The organism is Bradyrhizobium guangxiense, assembly GCF_004114915.1.
In the GTDB taxonomy this organism is placed as follows: Bacteria; Pseudomonadota; Alphaproteobacteria; order Rhizobiales; family Xanthobacteraceae; genus Bradyrhizobium; species Bradyrhizobium guangxiense.
The window spans coordinates 306,341-323,342 of record NZ_CP022220.1 but is presented as its reverse complement, the minus strand read 5'-3'; the positions used below and the strand labels follow the sequence as shown (position 1 = coordinate 323,342).

The window sequence follows — 17,002 nt, the reverse complement described above, 5'->3', positions numbered from 1 at the left end:
GCTGCTTCTCTTATGTCGGCGCGAACTGCCGACCCCGTGAACATGAGCGCGGAAAATGCGGTCGGTGAACCGGCACGATTCGTGCCGCGGCTAAGATTGTCGCATAGCGCGGTCTCGTGCCTCAATTTGATGGCCCCCCGGCGAACGGTTCTGAAGAGCCGCCTTGGCGATACGCCGGTCTCGATATGTATTAACCGGCTTGTGTGGCAGGCGCAGCAATCGACCGCGCCGATGCTTGATTGTGTATTTCGCGTCGGAGCCGAAATGGCCGTCTTGTCGGTGCCGCGCCAGTTGGCGGAGGCATTGATTTCGACAGTGCAGCATGGCCTTACGTTACCTTCGGACCCAGCCCGCTCTTTCGTCCTCGAACTTGCGCTTGAACCATGGTTCACTCGAGTAGAGCATCTGCTAGCGCAGGATTTGCAAATTATCCGCATCGACGAAGCAACGATGGAAGGTCCTTATCTGGAACTCGACATCGTCTACGGGGCGCTCGTGGGCAAGGCGCGGCTGTTCCTATTCTCGTCTCTTGAGGGTCCGGTTCCGGCTGCCTTCTGTAAGTTAGGCGAGATGCTTGGCCAATTGCCCCGAGAAATGCGCAAGCTTTCCCCGGAGTTGCCCATCATGGTTGCCAGCGAGATTAGCTCGCTGCGCGTGTCCGTCGGGCTTCTTCGCCAAGCACAAACTGGCGATGCGCTGTTGCCGGACGTCATTCCCTTTGCGAGCGGTCAGGTCATCCTGACTGCGGACAAATTGTGGGCGCCGGCGGAGATTGCTGGCGACAGACTAATCTTGCGGGGACCCTTCCGCCTGCAACCCCACCCTCTCAAGAGTGCATATATGACAACACGACCCCAAACCCAGCCATCGACCCTGCCCTCGGAAACCGACATCGACAGCATTGAGATTACGCTCGTGTTCGAATGCGGCCGTTGGCCTATCCCGCTGGGTACGTTGAGGAGCGTCAACGAAGGGCATGTCTTTGAACTTGGCCGTCCCGTTGACCGTCCGGTTGACATTGTTGCCAATGGTCGATTGATCGGCCACGGCGACATCGTGCGTGTCGGGGAGGAACTGGCCATCAGGCTACGTGGTGGGTTGGCGGTCAATGACTGACATTCAGCCAGGCATTCCTGCACTTCTTGCAGCGACGGTCGGTCTCGGTCTGCTGGCGTTCGCAGTTGTCACGACGACGGCATTCATAAAAGTTTCCGTCGTTCTCTTCCTCGTGCGCAACGCGCTCGGAACCCAATCCATACCCCCGAACATCGTTCTGTATGGCGCTGCATTGATCCTTACGGTCTTCATTGGTGCTCCAGTGCTGGAGCAGATCTACAACCACGTTACCGCCCCGCAACTTCACTACCAAACGCTCGATGACTGGGCGACAGCCGCTAAGGAGGGAAGCGAGCCGCTGCGCGCTCACCTGAAAAAGTTCAGCAGTGAGGAGCAGCGCACGTTCTTCCTGTCATCCACAGAACATGTTTGGTCAGAGGAGATGCGGGCAAACGCTACAGCGGATGATTTTGCGATTCTTGTACCGTCCTTTCTGATCTCGGAATTAAAGCGTGCCTTTGAAATCGGCTTCCTTCTCTATCTTCCATTCATCACGATTGATCTGATTGTAACGACGATTCTGATGGCCATGGGCATGTCAATGGTATCGCCCACAATGATATCTGTTCCTTTTAAGCTCTTTCTGTTCGTCACGATCGACGGATGGTCGCGGCTCATGCACGGGTTGGTGTTAAGTTACGCCACGGCCGGAGGTTAATATGGACGAGACCAGCATCCTCACGCATTTGACCCGATCGCTCGTCCTCTTCATGATGTGGGTTCTGCCACCGCTCCTAGCAGCTCTCGTGGCCGGCTTGGGTGTTGGCATAATACAGGCGGCAACGCAGCTCCAGGATCAAACCTTGCCCCTAACCGTGAGGCTCCTCGTCGTCGTCGCCGTGCTCGTTCTGTTTTCTCGGGTGCTGAGTGCGCCGCTTATCGAACAGGCCAAACATATCTTCACGGAGTTCCCCTCTCTCACATCGAGGTATTAGTGAGGAACCGAAGGCCGAGTTTGTGAGGACAAAACCGCCCATCGACATCACCGGTGAATTACCAAAGTGGCTGGCCAGTTTGTCGAGCGAGCATGAGAGTATGGGGATCGACGGCCTACCCTGCGGGCTCGCAGTGCGGCTGGGGCTCTCGTTGAGCGCTATTAGAACGAACACCGCCGACTATTTGCGGCCTTGGCGTCAAACATTAAGGCACGGCGAGCGGAACCGGTTAGATTAGCTGAGGCGAACAACGAGCGCCGCGAATGCATGCTTTGTCACCCACCGAGGCGCAAGCTCTAATTCAGAGTGCTGTCGAGTTCGTCGTTGCAGCGGGCCTTAGCGCTGCGCGGGCCTTAGGCATTATGTTGGTGCTTCCCGTATTCACGCGGCCGCAGATTAGCGGGATGATCCGCACAAGCTTGACGATCGTGATTGGACTGCCATGCCTTGCGCATGTCAAGGCCGGTCTGCAGACTCTAGATCCGGCCACCCGTCTGGCCGCGGTCGCGTTCCTCGGTCTCAAAGAGATATTCGTCGGCCTGCTGTTCGGGATGTTCCTAAGTATACCGCTATGGAGCATCCAGGCAGTTGGCGACATCATTGACACGCAACGGAGCGTTTCAAGCCAGTTGGACGATCCTGCGACGCGCAGCCAGGCCTCCGCCACGGGTCTCTTTCTCGGAACTGCTGGGGTTACTATTTTCGTTGCGTCTGGAGGTCTACAGACGATGGTTCGGTGCCTGTATGGCAGCTATCTGATCTGGCCCGTGTACCGGCTACTACCTCCTCTGACAATGCAAGGGGCAATGGAAGTTGTAGCGCTTCTCGATCATATCATGCACACGGCCCTGCTATTTTCCGGACCCGTGCTGGCTCTGCTGCTCCTGATTGAGATATCCCTCATGTTGCTAGGGCGGTTTGCGCCGCAAATTAAGCTGAACGACCTCTCCCCCACCATCAAGAACGCCGCCTTTGGCATCATCATGGTGAGTTACACCGTCTTCCTCATGGAATACATGGGAACGGAGATTATCCAGTCCTACGGAGTGCTGGAGTGGCTCGGGAAGTTCCTAAAATGAGCGACTCGAGCGAAGAGAAGAAGCGTCCGCCAACTCCCAAGAAGCTACGGCAGGCGCGTAAGAAGGGACAGATCCCGCGCAGCGCCGATTTTGTGAGCGCGCTTAGCATTTGCGCCGCATTCGGCTGTCTATGTTTCCGAGCGGGCGCGATCGAGGGCGTATGGCGTGAGGGGGTGCGGCTCGTCGACAAGCTGCAGGGGCAGCCCTTCAACAGTGCGGTCCAGCAGGCACTGGTCGGATTGATCGAACTTTCGTTGACGAGCGTTGCCCCAATCATTGGAGCGGCCGTGGCTGCAGGCATTCTAGCCAGTGTCTTGGCTGCTGGTGGGCTGACGTTCTCCGTGGAGCCGCTGAAACCAAGCCTTAAGAAATTGGATCCAATCAAAGGGCTCAAACGGATTGTCTCTCAGAAGTCGCTTGTCGAGCTTGGTAAGTCGTTGATCAAAGTGTTCCTTCTCGGCGTAACGCTGTTTTTCACCTCACTCGCAAGTTGGAAGGCGCTGGTGTACCTGCCTGTCTGCGGTTTGGGTTGTTTCAGCTTTGTATTCAAAGAGGTCAAATTCTTAATTGAAATTGCTGCTGGGGCGTTTCTGATCGGCGGCTTGACCGACCTGCTAATTCAGCGCTGGCTATTCTTGCGTGACATGCGCATGACGGAGAGTGAAGCGAAGCGCGAGTCTAAGGAGCAGGAAGGCAACCCACATGTAAAGGGCGAACACCGCCGGCTTCGTCGGGAATCGGCGAGTGAGCCGCCGCTCGGAGTCAATCGGGCCACATTGATACTGACGGGCCCCGCGATGTTAGTTGGACTGCGCTACGTTCGTGGACAGACCGGAGTGCCGGTTTTGGTATGCCGCGGTGAGGACGAACTTGCTTCACAGTTGTTTGATCAGGCGAGGGCGCTGCATCTGAGCATTATTCAGGAACCTGCTTTGGCGCGTCAGCTGATCCGAAAGGGAATAATGGGCAAGGCCGTTCCGAAGGACTGTTTCGAGGGGGTTGCAAAGGCAGTCTTTGCCGCTGGCCTGGTCTAGCTTGGCGCGGCAATGCGATGCATTCGGGCGTGTTAGTCAAAGACGTCCAGTCGCTACTTGATCTGTAAGTCACGTCGTCTGGAAAGGCGGAAGCAGATCGTGGCGTCTGCGGAAGTTGGCCGCCAGAGTATCGCCAATGCTCTTGCCGCTCAGCCATTGAGAGTGCTCATTGGGCTTCTGACGCAATGCGATTATGAGTGTCACTTTCCAAGTGGCTCTTGTTGCCTGCGGCGAGACCTCCCCGTGCGGTAAGCGGAAGCACCGCACGGTCACCACTGGTTGGCAAGATAGCTCTGTTCTCGAGCAAGTCGCCGGGATCGTTGACCGTGACCGCGAGGTTATTGCGGATCGAACAGCCGAGCGTTGGATTGAAAGAATTGTCGTCTACTGAAGGGCCGATGATTGAAAGGGATGGACAGAGCGGAGGACGTGCTTCGTAAATGATCGCCTCGATTTGGACACCGAAATGGCTGGGCAGATCTACGGGGGAAGCGGACCGGCGAATATTATAGGCGGGAACGCCCATCTCGCGGGCCTCATGAGCCACCTGCGTAATGAGCCGGGGCGAACCACTGACGTCCAGATGGAGTGCATCCCGCCGACCGCGGCTGGCGTTCGCAATGAAATTACGCAGACCATACCTCTCGGCGCGACGAAGGCTCTGTAGTCGCAAGATACTGGTCTTCTGCTCCACTTGAATCGCTTGATCAGTCGGCTCAGAATAGATCGCAGCATTATGTGTGCATCCGCCTACGGTTGCCGCTACGGCAATCAAGTGGCCCAGGTTTCGCAAGGTCATTAGCGGTCCTCATTCGATAACAAAGCCGGCTCCGCCGGTCGCGTCTGGTTCGGTGCGGGAGCCTCGCGGCTTCGCGGGGGACGCGCCAACGTATTCGTTAAAATGCGCCCCCCGTCTGATGGCGGCCGGAGGCGGTCAGTCGGCGCGCTTATCTTGGCGGCAGATGATGCTGGCCGCACGATGTAAGGGGTAACGACGATGACAAGCTCCGTCTCCTGCTTCTGAAATGAGGAGGACCGAAACAGTGCACCAAGGATCGGGACATCGCCTAACCCGGGAAACGTGCTGATGTCGGTGTTGAAATTGCGTCTTATGAGCCCGCCGATTGCAAAGCTCTGACCGCTGGCAAGCTCGACAACAGTACTGGCACGTCGCGTGGAGAGGCCAGGCAGAGACATTCCGTTGATATTGACTTCACCTTCTTTGGATAACTCACTGACTTCAGGCTTGACGTGGATATTGATCTGATTGTTGCTGAGAACGGTCGGAACGAACTCCAGACTGATTCCGAATTGACGGAATTGAACTGAGAGTTGACGATTGTCCTGCATGACCGGAATTGGAAATTCGCCGCCTGCCAGGAAGCTTGCTGATTCGCCGGACATCGCGGTAAGAGTTGGCTCCGCCAATACCGACGCGAGATGCTCGTTGGCGAGGGCGTCAAGTACAGCACTGATGTTCGTGCTGCCAACGCCGACTCCGACACTTGCCGTGCCGCCACCCCGGCTCGCACCGGAACCGCCAGGCTTGCCACTGCTAAACCCGAAAATGACCGCTCCGTTTTGGCCCGATGCAGAGAGGTTGATGCCAAGCTCCTTCACGGCGCTGCGCGAGACTTCCGCCACGCGCACGCTAAGCGTCACTTGCAATGAGCCGGCCACTTGGATGTTGTTGACGACCAGCGCGCCCGCGCCCAGAAATTGCTCGGTAATCTTCTTGGCGCGCTCAACGACGTCGACACTTGGTGCTGTCCCTCTCAGAATTGCGCCGCGTGGCGTATAGGTGACTTGGATCGGATGGTCCCCGAGCTCAGCCTTTAGTGCAGCACGCAAATCCTCGATAGGCTGGGTAACGACAACACGTAACTCGGCTAACGCTTCTCCATTGTCGTTCAAAGCAAATAGGCTGGTCCGTCCCGACTGTTTTCCAAAGACGAAGATGGTTGTATTCGATGGGGCCTGGTAGTCGGCTATCGTTGGGTCGGCAACGAATATGCTGGCCGCCGGCGCCGGAAGATGAATCGTCTGGCCCTGAGAGGAGGAAAGATTCAAGACCCCGCTAAGGCTGTCAGTTGTTGACCGTGGCGACGCCTGATTAGGGTCGCGCTTTATCTGAGCTGCGGTAGTGGGCGGCAGCACGAGAGGAAGCGAGCAAACGACATACAGAAGGCGCGAGCGAATAGCTGAGGTGACCGCCGTCGGCCATCGGCAGCTGCGAACATCAAGGGGGAACTTCAACTGAGCGTCGTTTTCAAGTGTGGCGGCAAGGCAGCGGATCGTTCTTCAGTTCAAGCGCGTAGCCGACGCCGCGCGCGGTTTTGATTCGTAGCGTTGTGCCGGACTTGCTCAAATGTGTGCGCAATCGATAGATCCCGACTTCTAAGGCATTGGTCGAGACTTCATCGTCAAACGCATAGAGGCTTTCCTCTAGCAACGCTCGCGGCACGGTGCGGCCTGCTCGGCTGAGCAGATGTTCGAGAATGCAGACTTCGCGGCGCGCAATTCTGAGTGGCCGACCGTCAACTGAGACTTGCCGGCCAATAGGATCGAAATGTAAGTTCCCGAAGGTGATCACGGGTGCCGTCAATTGCGTCGATCGTCGCAAAATGGCGCGCATTCGAGCAATAAGCTCATCGATAGACACCGGCTTAGGAAGAAAATCGTCGGCGCCACCATTGAATATCGCGATCCTGGTCTCAAGATCGCTCAGGCTGCTCATCATCATGGCAGGCATTGAATATCCTTCACGTCTCAACTGTTTCAACCAGTCCAATCCATTTCCGTCCGGCAGAGCCAACTCGAGCAAGAGAATGTGATAGCTGGCACAACTCAGCGCGGTCTCCGCTTCGTCAAGAGTAGAGATGAGGTCCACGGCAAAACCGCGAACGAACAGGGTTTTCTTGGCGGCTCGCACGAAGGCGGCGTCCTGATCGACCAGTAGGATTCGCATTGTGGTCGCCTATAGTGCGATTGTGTCGAGGCCTGAGCGCATCACTGTCGGCACGGAGCTACGATGATCCCCCCGCCTGGTCGAGCAGCTGCAATTGTCGAGCATTTGACTGAAGAGAAAATCGAACCGCACGAGTAGCTGCGTCCTCCTTGTAAAGAACGGATACGACTTACGAGGCTTCAGGTAGGATCGAAAAATCAATTTTCTTGATAGTGTTCATCCAAGCCGCGAATAGGTTGCAAAGGGAATGCACGTAGCGGCGCGGAGAGTCAGCGCCTAGCTCGCCGCGAGCCGATGAATAAGCGGAAGCAGCAACGCTCTTATGCGTTGGCTTGCCGCGTCGAAAAACAGAACCGCGAGCATCGGGCGTCGCTGTTGACGCGCAGGTTGGGTGCCGGCGCTCGATTGTGCGTCAATGTGTTCCGCTATGGCCCAGGACGTCCCATCGGCTCAACGCTTTGAAGGAGGGGGCCTCGAACGTCTCGTCCTCTTTCCGCTTCGGCCAGATCGAGGAGCCGTAATAATCGTATCGCGGCGCCGGGGATTTCGTACAGCAACGCGTGCAAGTCCAAGCTGATCAGCTTGTACGGTCAAGCCGAAGCGGCACGACGCGCTTGCTGAAGGAACTCAGCTTCTTAGGGCTGACACCCCGAAAGGGATCGACCCCTTCAAAAAGTACCGATGGAATTTGTGGCGAATCTGGCCGGAAAGCGGTTAAGGCCGTCACTCAAGGCCCTGAAGGCGCCGGCGGTGTGACTAGGGAACCCGCAGCGTTAGCTCTTGAGACTGCGGCTAATCGCCAGCGCTTCGCTATCTAACGAGTGGTCTGCTGCTCAGCTCGTGCATCCTTCTGCGGACGGAAGCGGCATTCGGGCCGTCGAGCGGGAAGCACGCGAAAGCGCCCTGAATCGGAGCCGGTGGTGCCCAGTGCCAAAGCTGCTTGCCAGCGAGGCGTCGTGATCGTCTGCTCAGCTTCGATTCTGTTGCGATCCGATCGAACGCTTCGCCTTCCTCAGTTTGAGGTTCATGCGGGGTGAACATTCAACTTCGCCAGGTTAGATACAAACTCACGGTCCCAGCAGTCGGTGTCAAGAACCCGATGGCCATGCGACCCGAAGGTGTGCCCTGCAGCATTCCGTGAGCCGATCCGAATGCGGCGATATCCAGATATGCCGAGCGAAAGTTTCGTCGAGGCATCGAGCCGTTTAGCTTTCGACAATAAGCACGATCGTACTTGTCGACCCGATTTCACACGGCTAGTCAAATTCCAATCATGACACGACTGGCAGGACAAATTGAAAGGATGCGCCCGGCTCTTGCTTCTGGACGATCGACAGGCGGCCTCCGTGAGCTTCTACGATCGAGCGGCAGATCGACAGACCCATTCCAAGGCCGGTAGATTTGGTGGTGAAGAACGGATCTAAGACTCGGATCCTATCACCCTCAGCGATGCCGACGCCGCTATCAGTCACGGAGAGCTGCACGCGGCTCTCATTGTCTCTGGATGACTGAATCATCAGTTCGCGCGCTCTGTCGTCAACAGCTTGCATGGCCTCTACTCCGTTCATCACCAGATTGATGATTACTTGTTGCAGCTGAACCCGGTCACCGAGAATTTTGGGAAGTGATGGTGCTAGCTCAGTTCGCAAGGTCACTTGGTGGTTAATCAGCTCACGCGTTACCAGCGCGATAGAGTCGTTCACAACCTCATTAATGTCTAGCGCTACCATCTCGATATCACCGTTCCTCGCGAGTGTGCGGACCCTGCGAATCACTTCGCTTGCGCGCATAGCGTCATCAATGATCCACTCTACGGATCTGTGCACGGCGGAAATGTCGGGAGCTTCGCGACGTAGCCAGCCAAGGCACGCATCGGCGTTGCTGATTATGGCCGTGAGCGGTTGGTTCACTTCGTGGGCGATAGAGGCTGTTAGTTCCCCCAGCGCCGTCAGGCGCGTCACATGCGCAAGATCCGCCTGTGCCTTTCGCAGTCCTTGTTCAGCCTGATCGGCGCGAACTTTCGCCGTGATATCAGTGGCCACGCCTCGGTAGCCGAGAAAATGGCCGCTTACATCAAATAAGGGCCTGCCGCTGCTCTGGAAGTAGATTGGTGACCTGGTCCTCCCCACGGTACGATAGACCAGATCGCGAAATGGAAGATGGGCATTTAGCGTTATTTCATGCTGCCGCCACTTCTCGGGCTCTTCTTCAACGTCGCTCGCAATCTCCCAGCAACGCAGGCCGATGACCGCTCTTGCCAAGAGGTCCGTAGCGTTGGTGTGCTCCGACAAGGTGTACCGGTGATCCGGCCCGGTCTCCCATAACCAGTCAGAAGCAGTTGCGGCGTAGTCACGAAAGCGCTGCTCGCTCTCGCGTAGCGCAGCAAGAGTGTCTTCCAATTGTTGTTTGGCTGCGTGCTGCTCAGTGACATCCATGTGCGTTCCGACGAGTTCGACAGTTGAGCCATCGCTTGCCAGCACGGCGTGCGCAACAGCATGTATGTGTCGTATCGCGCCGTCGGGAAGACAGATTCGGAAATCGTATTCAAAATTCCCTGTTTTTTGTTCAATGGCCTGACGTTGGATTTCCTGTTGCCGCGGCAAGTCGTCTGGATGAATCCGCGATCGGATGGCCTCAATGGTCACCGGCTCATCCGGGTCAAAGCCAAATAGACGACTGACTTCGGCGGAGCGATAAGCAAAACAGCGACGGTTGCAGTCCCACGACCAGGTGCTCGTGCGACTGAGCTGCTGCGCGTCGACCAGATAGGCCTCGCTACGGCGCAGTTGTTGTTCCGTCTGCTTTGCTGTCGTGACGTCCGTGGCCGCCCCGACAAACTCGATATTCCCGGACGCGGTTCTCGTAGCACGTGCCACCGCGTGAATGTACTTTATCGAGCCGTCGGGCATCAGCAATCGGTATTCGTGCTCGAAATGCTCGCCTCGAAGGGCCCGATTCAAAGTGTCTTGGACAGAAGTCTTGTCTTCTGGGTGAGTGCGGTCAATGACGTGTTGCGCCGTTACTTTGGTCTCTGGATCATACTGGAATATCCGAAAGCTTTCCTTCGACCAAAAGACCTCGCCGGTGGCCACGTTCCAGCCAAAGCTGCCTGTGTGGCTCAATTCTTGCGCCTGAGCCAAATGCGCTTCGCTCCGCTGAAGAGCAAGAACCGTCCGCTTCTGTTCGGTGATATCTTCGCAGGCAATGAGGACGATGGGCTTATCGTCGGCCCACAAGATCGCCTTGGCAGTCTCGCGCACCCACAGCACCGAGCCGTTCCTACGGACTTTCTGGATTTCCCATGTACGCGATTGGCCGATATATGTAAGGCATCGCTCGATGGATTTGCGAACGACCTCGCGATCGTCTTTCAGAAAGACTCTGAACACCGATTGGCCGATCAGTTCCGCGGGCGTATAGCCGAGGTGGATCGCGCCGAAACTATTGACGTTCAGGACGGTTCCGGTTTCATTGACCATGAAGTACATGGCCGGGTTATGCTCAAAGATCTCGCGCCAGAGTTTCTCTCGGTTGCGCAGATCGTCCGCGCTGTGCCTTAGCTCGGCGGCGACCTCACGCGCTGCTTCCTTTTCGTAGCGGAGTTTTGCGATCAGGCGCGTTCCGATGATGGACGCAGTAAGGAAAGCGATAATCACCAAAAGCTCGTGAGGGGCGTCGATCTGGGGATTGAACGTGAGGACGTAAATTAAAGCGCTGACGGCGACTATGGAAAGCGCCAACGATGCGACGAAAGTGCCAATCAGCGAAAACACCAAAATCACGACCAAATAGACAAGCGCTGTGGCTGCGAAAGGGCTATGAAGATACAAGGAAGCTAGCGTCAATGCCGCGAGCGTAATGCTAGCCAAAATAAATTGCGCCGATGAACGTCCAAACGCGATGAGCCAATTAAACATGCTTGTATCCGTCCGGCCCTTCTGGCGGGATGATTAAAATGCAGGAATTTGTTCGAGCCGCCGGACAAGCGCTCCTGAGCGCTTTCTACGTCGGCCGCCGAAATCAGCATAGCCAAAAAAAAAGGCGCATTACAAACCTTCGTATAGTTCTCTTACATGGTAGAAATCGTACGCTCACATAGTAAATCAATGGCGTATCGTGCTTTTAGCGGTCCTCCTCGTTGGCGGCAATGCTACAATCTGGATTGCCGCGGCGAGTGGCAGAGGAGTGCAAAACCAAACGGTGGACGGATGGCCGCGGGGCATTGCTGAGTCTCAGGGATTTTGAGGAGGCCGTGTGTCGTTCCGGAAAGGGCGGGGCGAAAGCCTTTTGAGCGGCTCCTTCTGATGGAGAGGAAGAGGGTGGACGGGCTAGTGTGAGCCAATCGCGAGAGCGTGCCGGCGGTTCGATCCGGATCGCTCTCCTCAGGTTTGTCATGTGCTCGAGCCATCCGATTGTAAGGCTGGTGGCTGTCCTAACGTTCTCGTCCACAGCGCCCCTTCTGCTCTCCGTATAGCTCGCTGTCTACCTGCAAGCCTTGACGCTCGCCGTAATTTTAGGCAGCGCCATGGAGATTAATTCGGTCTTGTCGATCTGCTCAAGGCAAACCGCCTAGATGCCTCCGACCAACTGAAGTCCAATTCCTTTGTTGAATTGGCTCGCTCATTCGGGCCAGAATTTGATTCACGTTTCCTATATCGGCGATACCCCGGAGCTTCTCGGGATTGGTAGCTGCCTTTGGGAAGGTAGCTGGCAACGTTTCTAAGATGTGTACGCGTGCAGACAGCTCGAGTTGCACAGGAGGGGTAGCCGAGCGTTGGACGCCAGCCGCTTGACTTGGCACGTGCCGCTATTGTCCGTCCAACGGTCGGCGCCAAGGGAGCCATAGAATGGTCGGCCGACGGCCTCGCGCAAGGGGGCGCCAGCAAATGGACCGACGCTGTCAAGATGGAGACCTCCTCGACATTATCCGCGAAAGCTGGCGGCTTGGCGATGTCGCGAAGTCGCAGATGCGGCACTGCTTTCTCAACTTGCCTCGATCGGATCGAGGCCTATCAGCCAAGGTACCCACAATAGGTCACTAGCCAGCTCCTCCGCCGGCGGCGCGCCTCGTCGCCATGTCGCAGCCGGGCGGGTTCGTCGTGCAAGGGGCGGAGCCCAAGCGCTGAAGTTCACAAAGGCCGATTTTAATGACGCTGAATGCGCGCAGCAGGCGAGTGGACTGATATGCTGTATTCTCCTTGCAATAGGCGGGAGAAGACGGTTTGGCCAACATTTTTGTGGGCCCGCGCAAGTGCGCTTGGGGCCAGCGCCGTGGCCGTTCGTCTAATCAAGCCGTCAAGGTCCGCTGTGCCCATGTCAAGATGCGCCAGGCTTTAGACTTCCGAACGGAAACGGATAGCATCGGGGCTGGCGACCCTAAGAACAAGCAATCTGGATGCAAATTGGTTAGTCGCCTTCAAGAACCCAGCCGCTAAGGCCGGCTTTCTGTTTGTCACATAGCGCTTTATGTCCGGACCACTTGGGTGTTCGCAAGCGTTGTCGAAATGCATTCAGGTGCATTCGCGAGGCTGGATGTCGTGGACGAGGTGAGCGATGTGGCGCCAAGTGTCCTCAATGTCACGCTTCTGAGCTTGCCGCGTCTAGTGGGGCGTCGTGTCGAGAGGATGCAATTTAGGGATCAAGAGAGCACGACGGCTGACCTCCGTATCGTTACTCGACTTACGGGATCATGAATCGTCTCGCGTCAAGCACGAGCGCGGATGCAGAGGCTAATCTTCAATGCGGAATTAGGTAAGTCCCCTGGCGCTGACATAGAAGATCATCGACCTCGTCGTTTAGTGCGCGTGCTGCCCTTCGCCTTTCGCCGGATTGATAGTGCCGAACGATATTGCAAAGTGTGTGCCGCTCGTAACACTTACATAGTATTCCTCCGTTGAGGGCCGCCTTGTTTGACGGAGGCGAACGCTGCAGGTCCTAGGGGTAATCCTAGGAGAAGCGCTATGACGATTTCGAGGGCGGAGGTGATCACATCGGTCGAGCGGCGGCGCCGGTGGTCGCGGGATGAGAAGGAACGGCTAGTTGCAGCATCGCTCGAGCCCGGAGCCAATGTTTCCGAGGTGGCTCGCACGGCCGGCCTTCATGTGAGCCAGCTGTTCCGGTGGCGCAAAGAGCTTTGTAAGCACGGTGAAGCGAGTATAGCGGCCGTTCGTGCCGGTCGAGAGTCGGCCGTCTGTGCCGCCGCGGGAGGTTGCCGAAGCCCCTTTGGCGACGACATCGGGGCGTCGACGGAAGAGCCAAGGCATCATCGAGATTGATCTTGGTACCGGACCCCGCATCCGGATCGATGGCGAGGTTGATGGAGTGCGCATTCCAGGGATGGTGATGGAGACGCGCTGCGTCGTGTTCTCGATGCTTTGGTGCGCCGATGATTCCGGTTCCGGCGGGTGCGCGAGTGTGGCTGGCGACCGGCCACACGGATATGCGCCGAGGCTTTCCGTCCTTGGCGCGCCAAGTGCAGGAGGTGCTGCGCAAGGACCCGCTCAGCGGTCACCTGTTCGTCTTCCGTGGTCGCCGAAGCGATCTTGTGAAAGGTGATCTGGCACGGTGTGCTGCAGAGCATGAAGGAGGTGAATATCCGAATTTGATGCGTACAGCTTTATGAGAGATGGAGGACGGCCCTCCTGCATCGGTGTTCCAGGCGCAGGTGCAAAACCACGACACTGTGGCTTCGTTTAAAAGGCGCGGTCATCAGCAAGTGTTGCAAAAGTCCCGGGTTTACGGGGCAGGTACGTATCCAGAAGGCGAGCGAAAGCAAATCTTCCGATGACGCGTCGAAAATTACTAAGGCGTCGCCAAAATCAGGGGCGCGTGCCATCCCTGAGATCAATCCGTGAGACGCCTGGATTACTGCGCGGATGGCGACCGGCGTTTAGGGACGCGATCTGGATACAGGCTCTTGTAGAGAACTGCAGGAACCAGTCGTTGTGATGCCAAGGGAGAAGTTCAAGCGGCGCACACCGCGAAGCAAGCTGCTGCTCGACGACATGCACGCCTGGCTGCTGCGCGAGCGAGAAACCCTCTCGCGCTCTTCCGAGGTCCTGAAGCCTATGAATTACATGCTCAGGCGCTGGGCCGACTTTGCGCGCTTCCTCGACGATGGCAGGATCTGCCTCAGCAACAATGCCGCCGAAAGAGCGCTGCGGCATCGCCTTGGGAAGGCGCAATTGAACCTTCGCCGGCAGCCTGCGCGGCGCCGAACGCGCCGCCATCATGCTGACGATGATCACTACCTGTCGTCTTAACGATGTCGATCCCAAAGCCGGGCTTGCCGACGTCCTCGCCCGGATCGTCGATCTTCCCGCTTCGCGTCTGCACGAACTGCTGCCCTGGGAATGGAAGCTCCCGCGCCAAGCCGACGAACCTACCGATCAGCAAGCTGCCTAACCTTCACGCAGCGCTATCATAGCGCTACCCGGCCCCCGCGCGCATGCGTCAATCAGGCGACCTTCGTCGTCTTTCAATTACCCACGAATGCTTTATTCGATTGCGGTAGCCCTGATCGAAAAATCTTGAATCGGATGAATCGCTTGTGATTCATTGTCGAGCACCTGAATCGCGACGGCGAGGTGCCTTGATGTGTTCAAGTGGAACGACATCTCGTTGGTCGGCCGGCCCGGATGGTCGCCAGGATGATGGTGATGAAAGCGCCGTCGAACACTGGACGGAGCGCGAGATCGACAAGACAGCTTTCAAGGATGCTCGTCTTGGTCAACGATTTGGCGAGCTGTTGAAGCAAATTGGTGACGGTATGGGCGGGAGCATACCGTTCGCGCGTCAGGACTGGGCGAACACGAAGGCGGCCTACCGCTTCTTCGCCAACGAGCGCGTGGAGGAAGCCGACATCCTCAGCGGCCACTTCGCCGCCACACGCGCACGTTACGATGATTGTACAGGCCCAATTCTCCTCATTCAGGACACGACGGAATTCTCCTATCAACGCGCGAACACGAGCGCCATTGGCCTAACCAAGAGCGTCAACAGCGGTCGGAACAAGGACGGTCGTTGGCGCCATCACACGGTCTGCGGAATGCTGATGCATTCCAGTCTCGCTGTGACTGTCGAGGCTTGCCGCTGGGATTGGCGGCGGGGAAGTTCTGGACACGAAAAAAGTTCAAAGGCAGGGCGCAGCTCAAGAAGAAGATCAACCCGACCCGCGTTCCGATCGAGAAGAAGGAGAGCGTTCGCTGGCTCGACAATCTCAGGCAATCGATCGAGCGGCTCCGACAGCCGGAGCGTTGCATTCATATCGGTGACCGTGAAAGCGACATCGACGAATTGTATTGCCTGACGCAAGAGCTTGGCGCTCACTTCCTTGTCCGCGCCTGCGTCGATCGGCTGGCAGGCGATGGCGGTCATACGATTGCAACCGAGATGGAAGAGACCAGCGTCAAAGGCTTGCATTACATCGACGTGCGCAACGACAAGGGCGAGACGACGAAGGCCGCGCTGGAAATCAAGTTCAAGCGGATCGCGGTCTTGCCTCCCATCGGGAAGCAGAAACATTATCCAGCCCTCGACCTTACTATAATCCATGCCACTGAGCGCGGTACGCCAAAGGGCCGTAAACCGATTGAGTGGAAGCTCATCACGGACCTAGCCGTCCGCAGGCGCTCGGAGGCAATCGAGAAGATCAACTGGTACGCCATGCGGTGGAAAATCGAGGCGTTCCACAAGATCCTGAAATCGGGTTGTAAGGCGGAAGACTCAAAACTCCGGACCGCGGAGCGACTTGCCAATCTAATGGCAGTCTTCTGCATTCTCAGCTGGCGCGTCCTCTGGCTCACCATGCTCAATCGCCTCGCCCCAAACGCGTCACCGAAGCTCGCACTGACAGACACCGAGATCGCATTGCTCGATCAACTCATCAGCGGCGCCAGCCATCGACGATGTCGGCCTGGAACCCTTGCATTTTATCTTACCAAACTTGCACGATTAGGGGGCTACTTGGCCCGGGCAGCCGATCCGCCACCGGGAAATGTTGTCATCTGGCGCTGTCTCTCGAGACTCACAGATATCAAACTCGGTGCCGAAATTGCAGCGGCTGGAAATGTGGGTAATTGAAAGCTTCGTCGTATGCGTACCTTACATACGAGATTGTGACGTTAGGTTTGCGTTCGCAACCACTTGCGTACGGTAGTAGCGCATGCTGTTTATCGCAACGGCGACGTTCGCCTGACGTTCGGTGCCCGCCAAAGTCTCCGAGCACGAGACGAGACGGGTACTGCTACGTATGTGAGTCTTGTATTGGAGAAGAGCATATGCGGCTCAATATCACATGTCTAACGAGACTGTCTTCCTTGCTTTTAGTGGCAAGCGTAAGCACGACAGCGAAGGCCGGCGAGCCTTCTGCAAAATATGTAGACGTGCTAAGTGCCCTGCGGGCCGGCAAGGTAGTAACGCTAATACTAGATCTCGATCGTTGCACAACCGTTGATGGCGGTCAGCCCGGACCAGCCATGCAAGGTGGTCTGATTATCAGCGCCTTCAGGGTTAGCGCGCAGAACGGAATCAGCTTCGCCAATGTGCATCAAACCTTGGACGACTCAGGACACCCTGTTACCGAATACATCCGCCACAGCCTTAACCGCGAAGGCAAGCTCAAGGTAAAGGCCTCAAAGTTGGTTGCTGGCGCGGCCGAAGCCGTGATCCAGGGTGAATTTGTCTGCGAGCTGCCAGACGGCGCGAAGTTCCTTTGGTAAGGGCAATAGCCGCCGTCGAGGGGCCGAGCTGCCGTTCGGCATCGGCCACCCGGGGCGTCAGCAAAGAAGCGCAACAGAGATCGTGATCGGCGCGATCTCAAGAGATTTGCTGACCGGAGCAGATGAGAACGTGGTTTGCAGCTCGACTTAC

General features: G+C 56.9%; 11 protein-coding genes and 4 pseudogenes. 11 read left to right on the top strand and 4 right to left on the bottom strand.

Annotation, left to right across the window (positions count from 1 at the left end; genetic code table 11):
- The first annotated feature begins 42 nt into the window (after nt 1-42).
- The 5 genes from sctQ to X268_RS36040 all read left to right on the top strand — a co-directional run bounded on the left by sctQ (nt 43) and on the right by X268_RS36040 (nt 4,164).
- Nucleotides 43-1,116 (top strand): type III secretion system cytoplasmic ring protein SctQ, encoded by a 1,074-nt coding sequence (sctQ, locus tag X268_RS36060; protein ID WP_128929715.1) that lies wholly within the window; start codon nt 43-45, stop codon nt 1,114-1,116.
- A complete protein-coding gene (sctR, locus tag X268_RS36055; RefSeq protein WP_128929714.1) occupies nt 1,109-1,774 on the top strand; it encodes a type III secretion system export apparatus subunit SctR in 666 nt (221 codons plus the stop codon). The genes sctQ and sctR overlap by 8 nt, the downstream gene beginning before the upstream one ends.
- Nucleotide 1,775: 1 nt before the next feature.
- On the top strand, nt 1,776-2,051 hold the full coding sequence (locus X268_RS36050; RefSeq protein ID WP_128929713.1) for an EscS/YscS/HrcS family type III secretion system export apparatus protein: 276 nt from the start codon (nt 1,776-1,778) through the stop codon (nt 2,049-2,051).
- 263 nt (nt 2,052-2,314) lie between these two features.
- On the top strand, nt 2,315-3,130 hold the full coding sequence (gene sctT, locus X268_RS36045) for a type III secretion system export apparatus subunit SctT (protein WP_128929712.1): 816 nt from the start codon (nt 2,315-2,317) through the stop codon (nt 3,128-3,130).
- Nucleotides 3,127-4,164: an EscU/YscU/HrcU family type III secretion system export apparatus switch protein gene (locus X268_RS36040; RefSeq protein ID WP_128929711.1), complete on the top strand. Its 1,038-nt coding sequence runs from the start codon at nt 3,127-3,129 to the stop codon at nt 4,162-4,164. The genes sctT and X268_RS36040 overlap by 4 nt, the downstream gene beginning before the upstream one ends.
- A gap of 166 nt (nt 4,165-4,330) precedes the next feature.
- Here the strand turns inward: X268_RS36040 and X268_RS36035 are convergent, their stop codons facing one another.
- The 4 genes and pseudogenes from X268_RS36035 to X268_RS36020 form a co-directional block, all read right to left on the bottom strand.
- Nucleotides 4,331-4,963: a CpaD family pilus assembly lipoprotein gene (locus tag X268_RS36035; protein ID WP_128929710.1), complete on the bottom strand. Its 633-nt coding sequence runs from the start codon at nt 4,961-4,963 to the stop codon at nt 4,331-4,333.
- Nucleotides 4,964-4,972: 9 nt separating this feature from the next.
- Nucleotides 4,973-6,363, bottom strand: a pseudogene (locus X268_RS36030) (type II and III secretion system protein family protein).
- Between the two features lie 70 nt (nt 6,364-6,433).
- Nucleotides 6,434-7,132 carry a response regulator gene (locus X268_RS36025; RefSeq protein WP_128929709.1) on the bottom strand — a complete coding sequence of 233 codons (699 nt, stop codon included), beginning with the start codon at nt 7,130-7,132 and terminating at the stop codon, nt 6,434-6,436.
- A gap of 1,271 nt (nt 7,133-8,403) precedes the next feature.
- The gene (locus tag X268_RS36020) at nt 8,404-11,049 is read right to left on the bottom strand and encodes a PAS domain-containing protein (protein WP_128929708.1); all 2,646 of its coding nucleotides are present in this window, start codon (nt 11,047-11,049) and stop codon (nt 8,404-8,406) included.
- Nucleotides 11,050-13,092: 2,043 nt separating this feature from the next.
- Here X268_RS36020 and X268_RS40940 point away from each other — a divergent pair.
- From X268_RS40940 to X268_RS35995, 6 genes and pseudogenes are all read left to right on the top strand, one after another.
- Nucleotides 13,093-13,407 (top strand): transposase, encoded by a 315-nt coding sequence (locus X268_RS40940; protein WP_128929707.1) that lies wholly within the window; start codon nt 13,093-13,095, stop codon nt 13,405-13,407.
- 110 nt (nt 13,408-13,517) lie between these two features.
- Nucleotides 13,518-13,682: pseudogene (gene tnpB, locus X268_RS36010) on the top strand (IS66 family insertion sequence element accessory protein TnpB); the annotation flags it as partial.
- A gap of 427 nt (nt 13,683-14,109) precedes the next feature.
- Nucleotides 14,110-14,536: pseudogene (locus tag X268_RS36005) on the top strand (IS66 family transposase); the annotation flags it as partial.
- A gap of 190 nt (nt 14,537-14,726) precedes the next feature.
- Nucleotides 14,727-14,921 (top strand): annotated as a pseudogene (locus X268_RS40760) (transposase DNA-binding-containing protein); the annotation flags it as partial.
- A gap of 296 nt (nt 14,922-15,217) precedes the next feature.
- Complete coding sequence (locus tag X268_RS36000) at nt 15,218-16,213, top strand: IS4 family transposase (RefSeq protein WP_347341924.1); 996 nt, start codon at nt 15,218-15,220, stop codon at nt 16,211-16,213.
- A gap of 197 nt (nt 16,214-16,410) precedes the next feature.
- Complete coding sequence (locus X268_RS35995) at nt 16,411-16,851, top strand: VirK family protein (protein ID WP_128929705.1); 441 nt, start codon at nt 16,411-16,413, stop codon at nt 16,849-16,851.
- Nucleotides 16,852-17,002 lie beyond the last annotated feature (151 nt).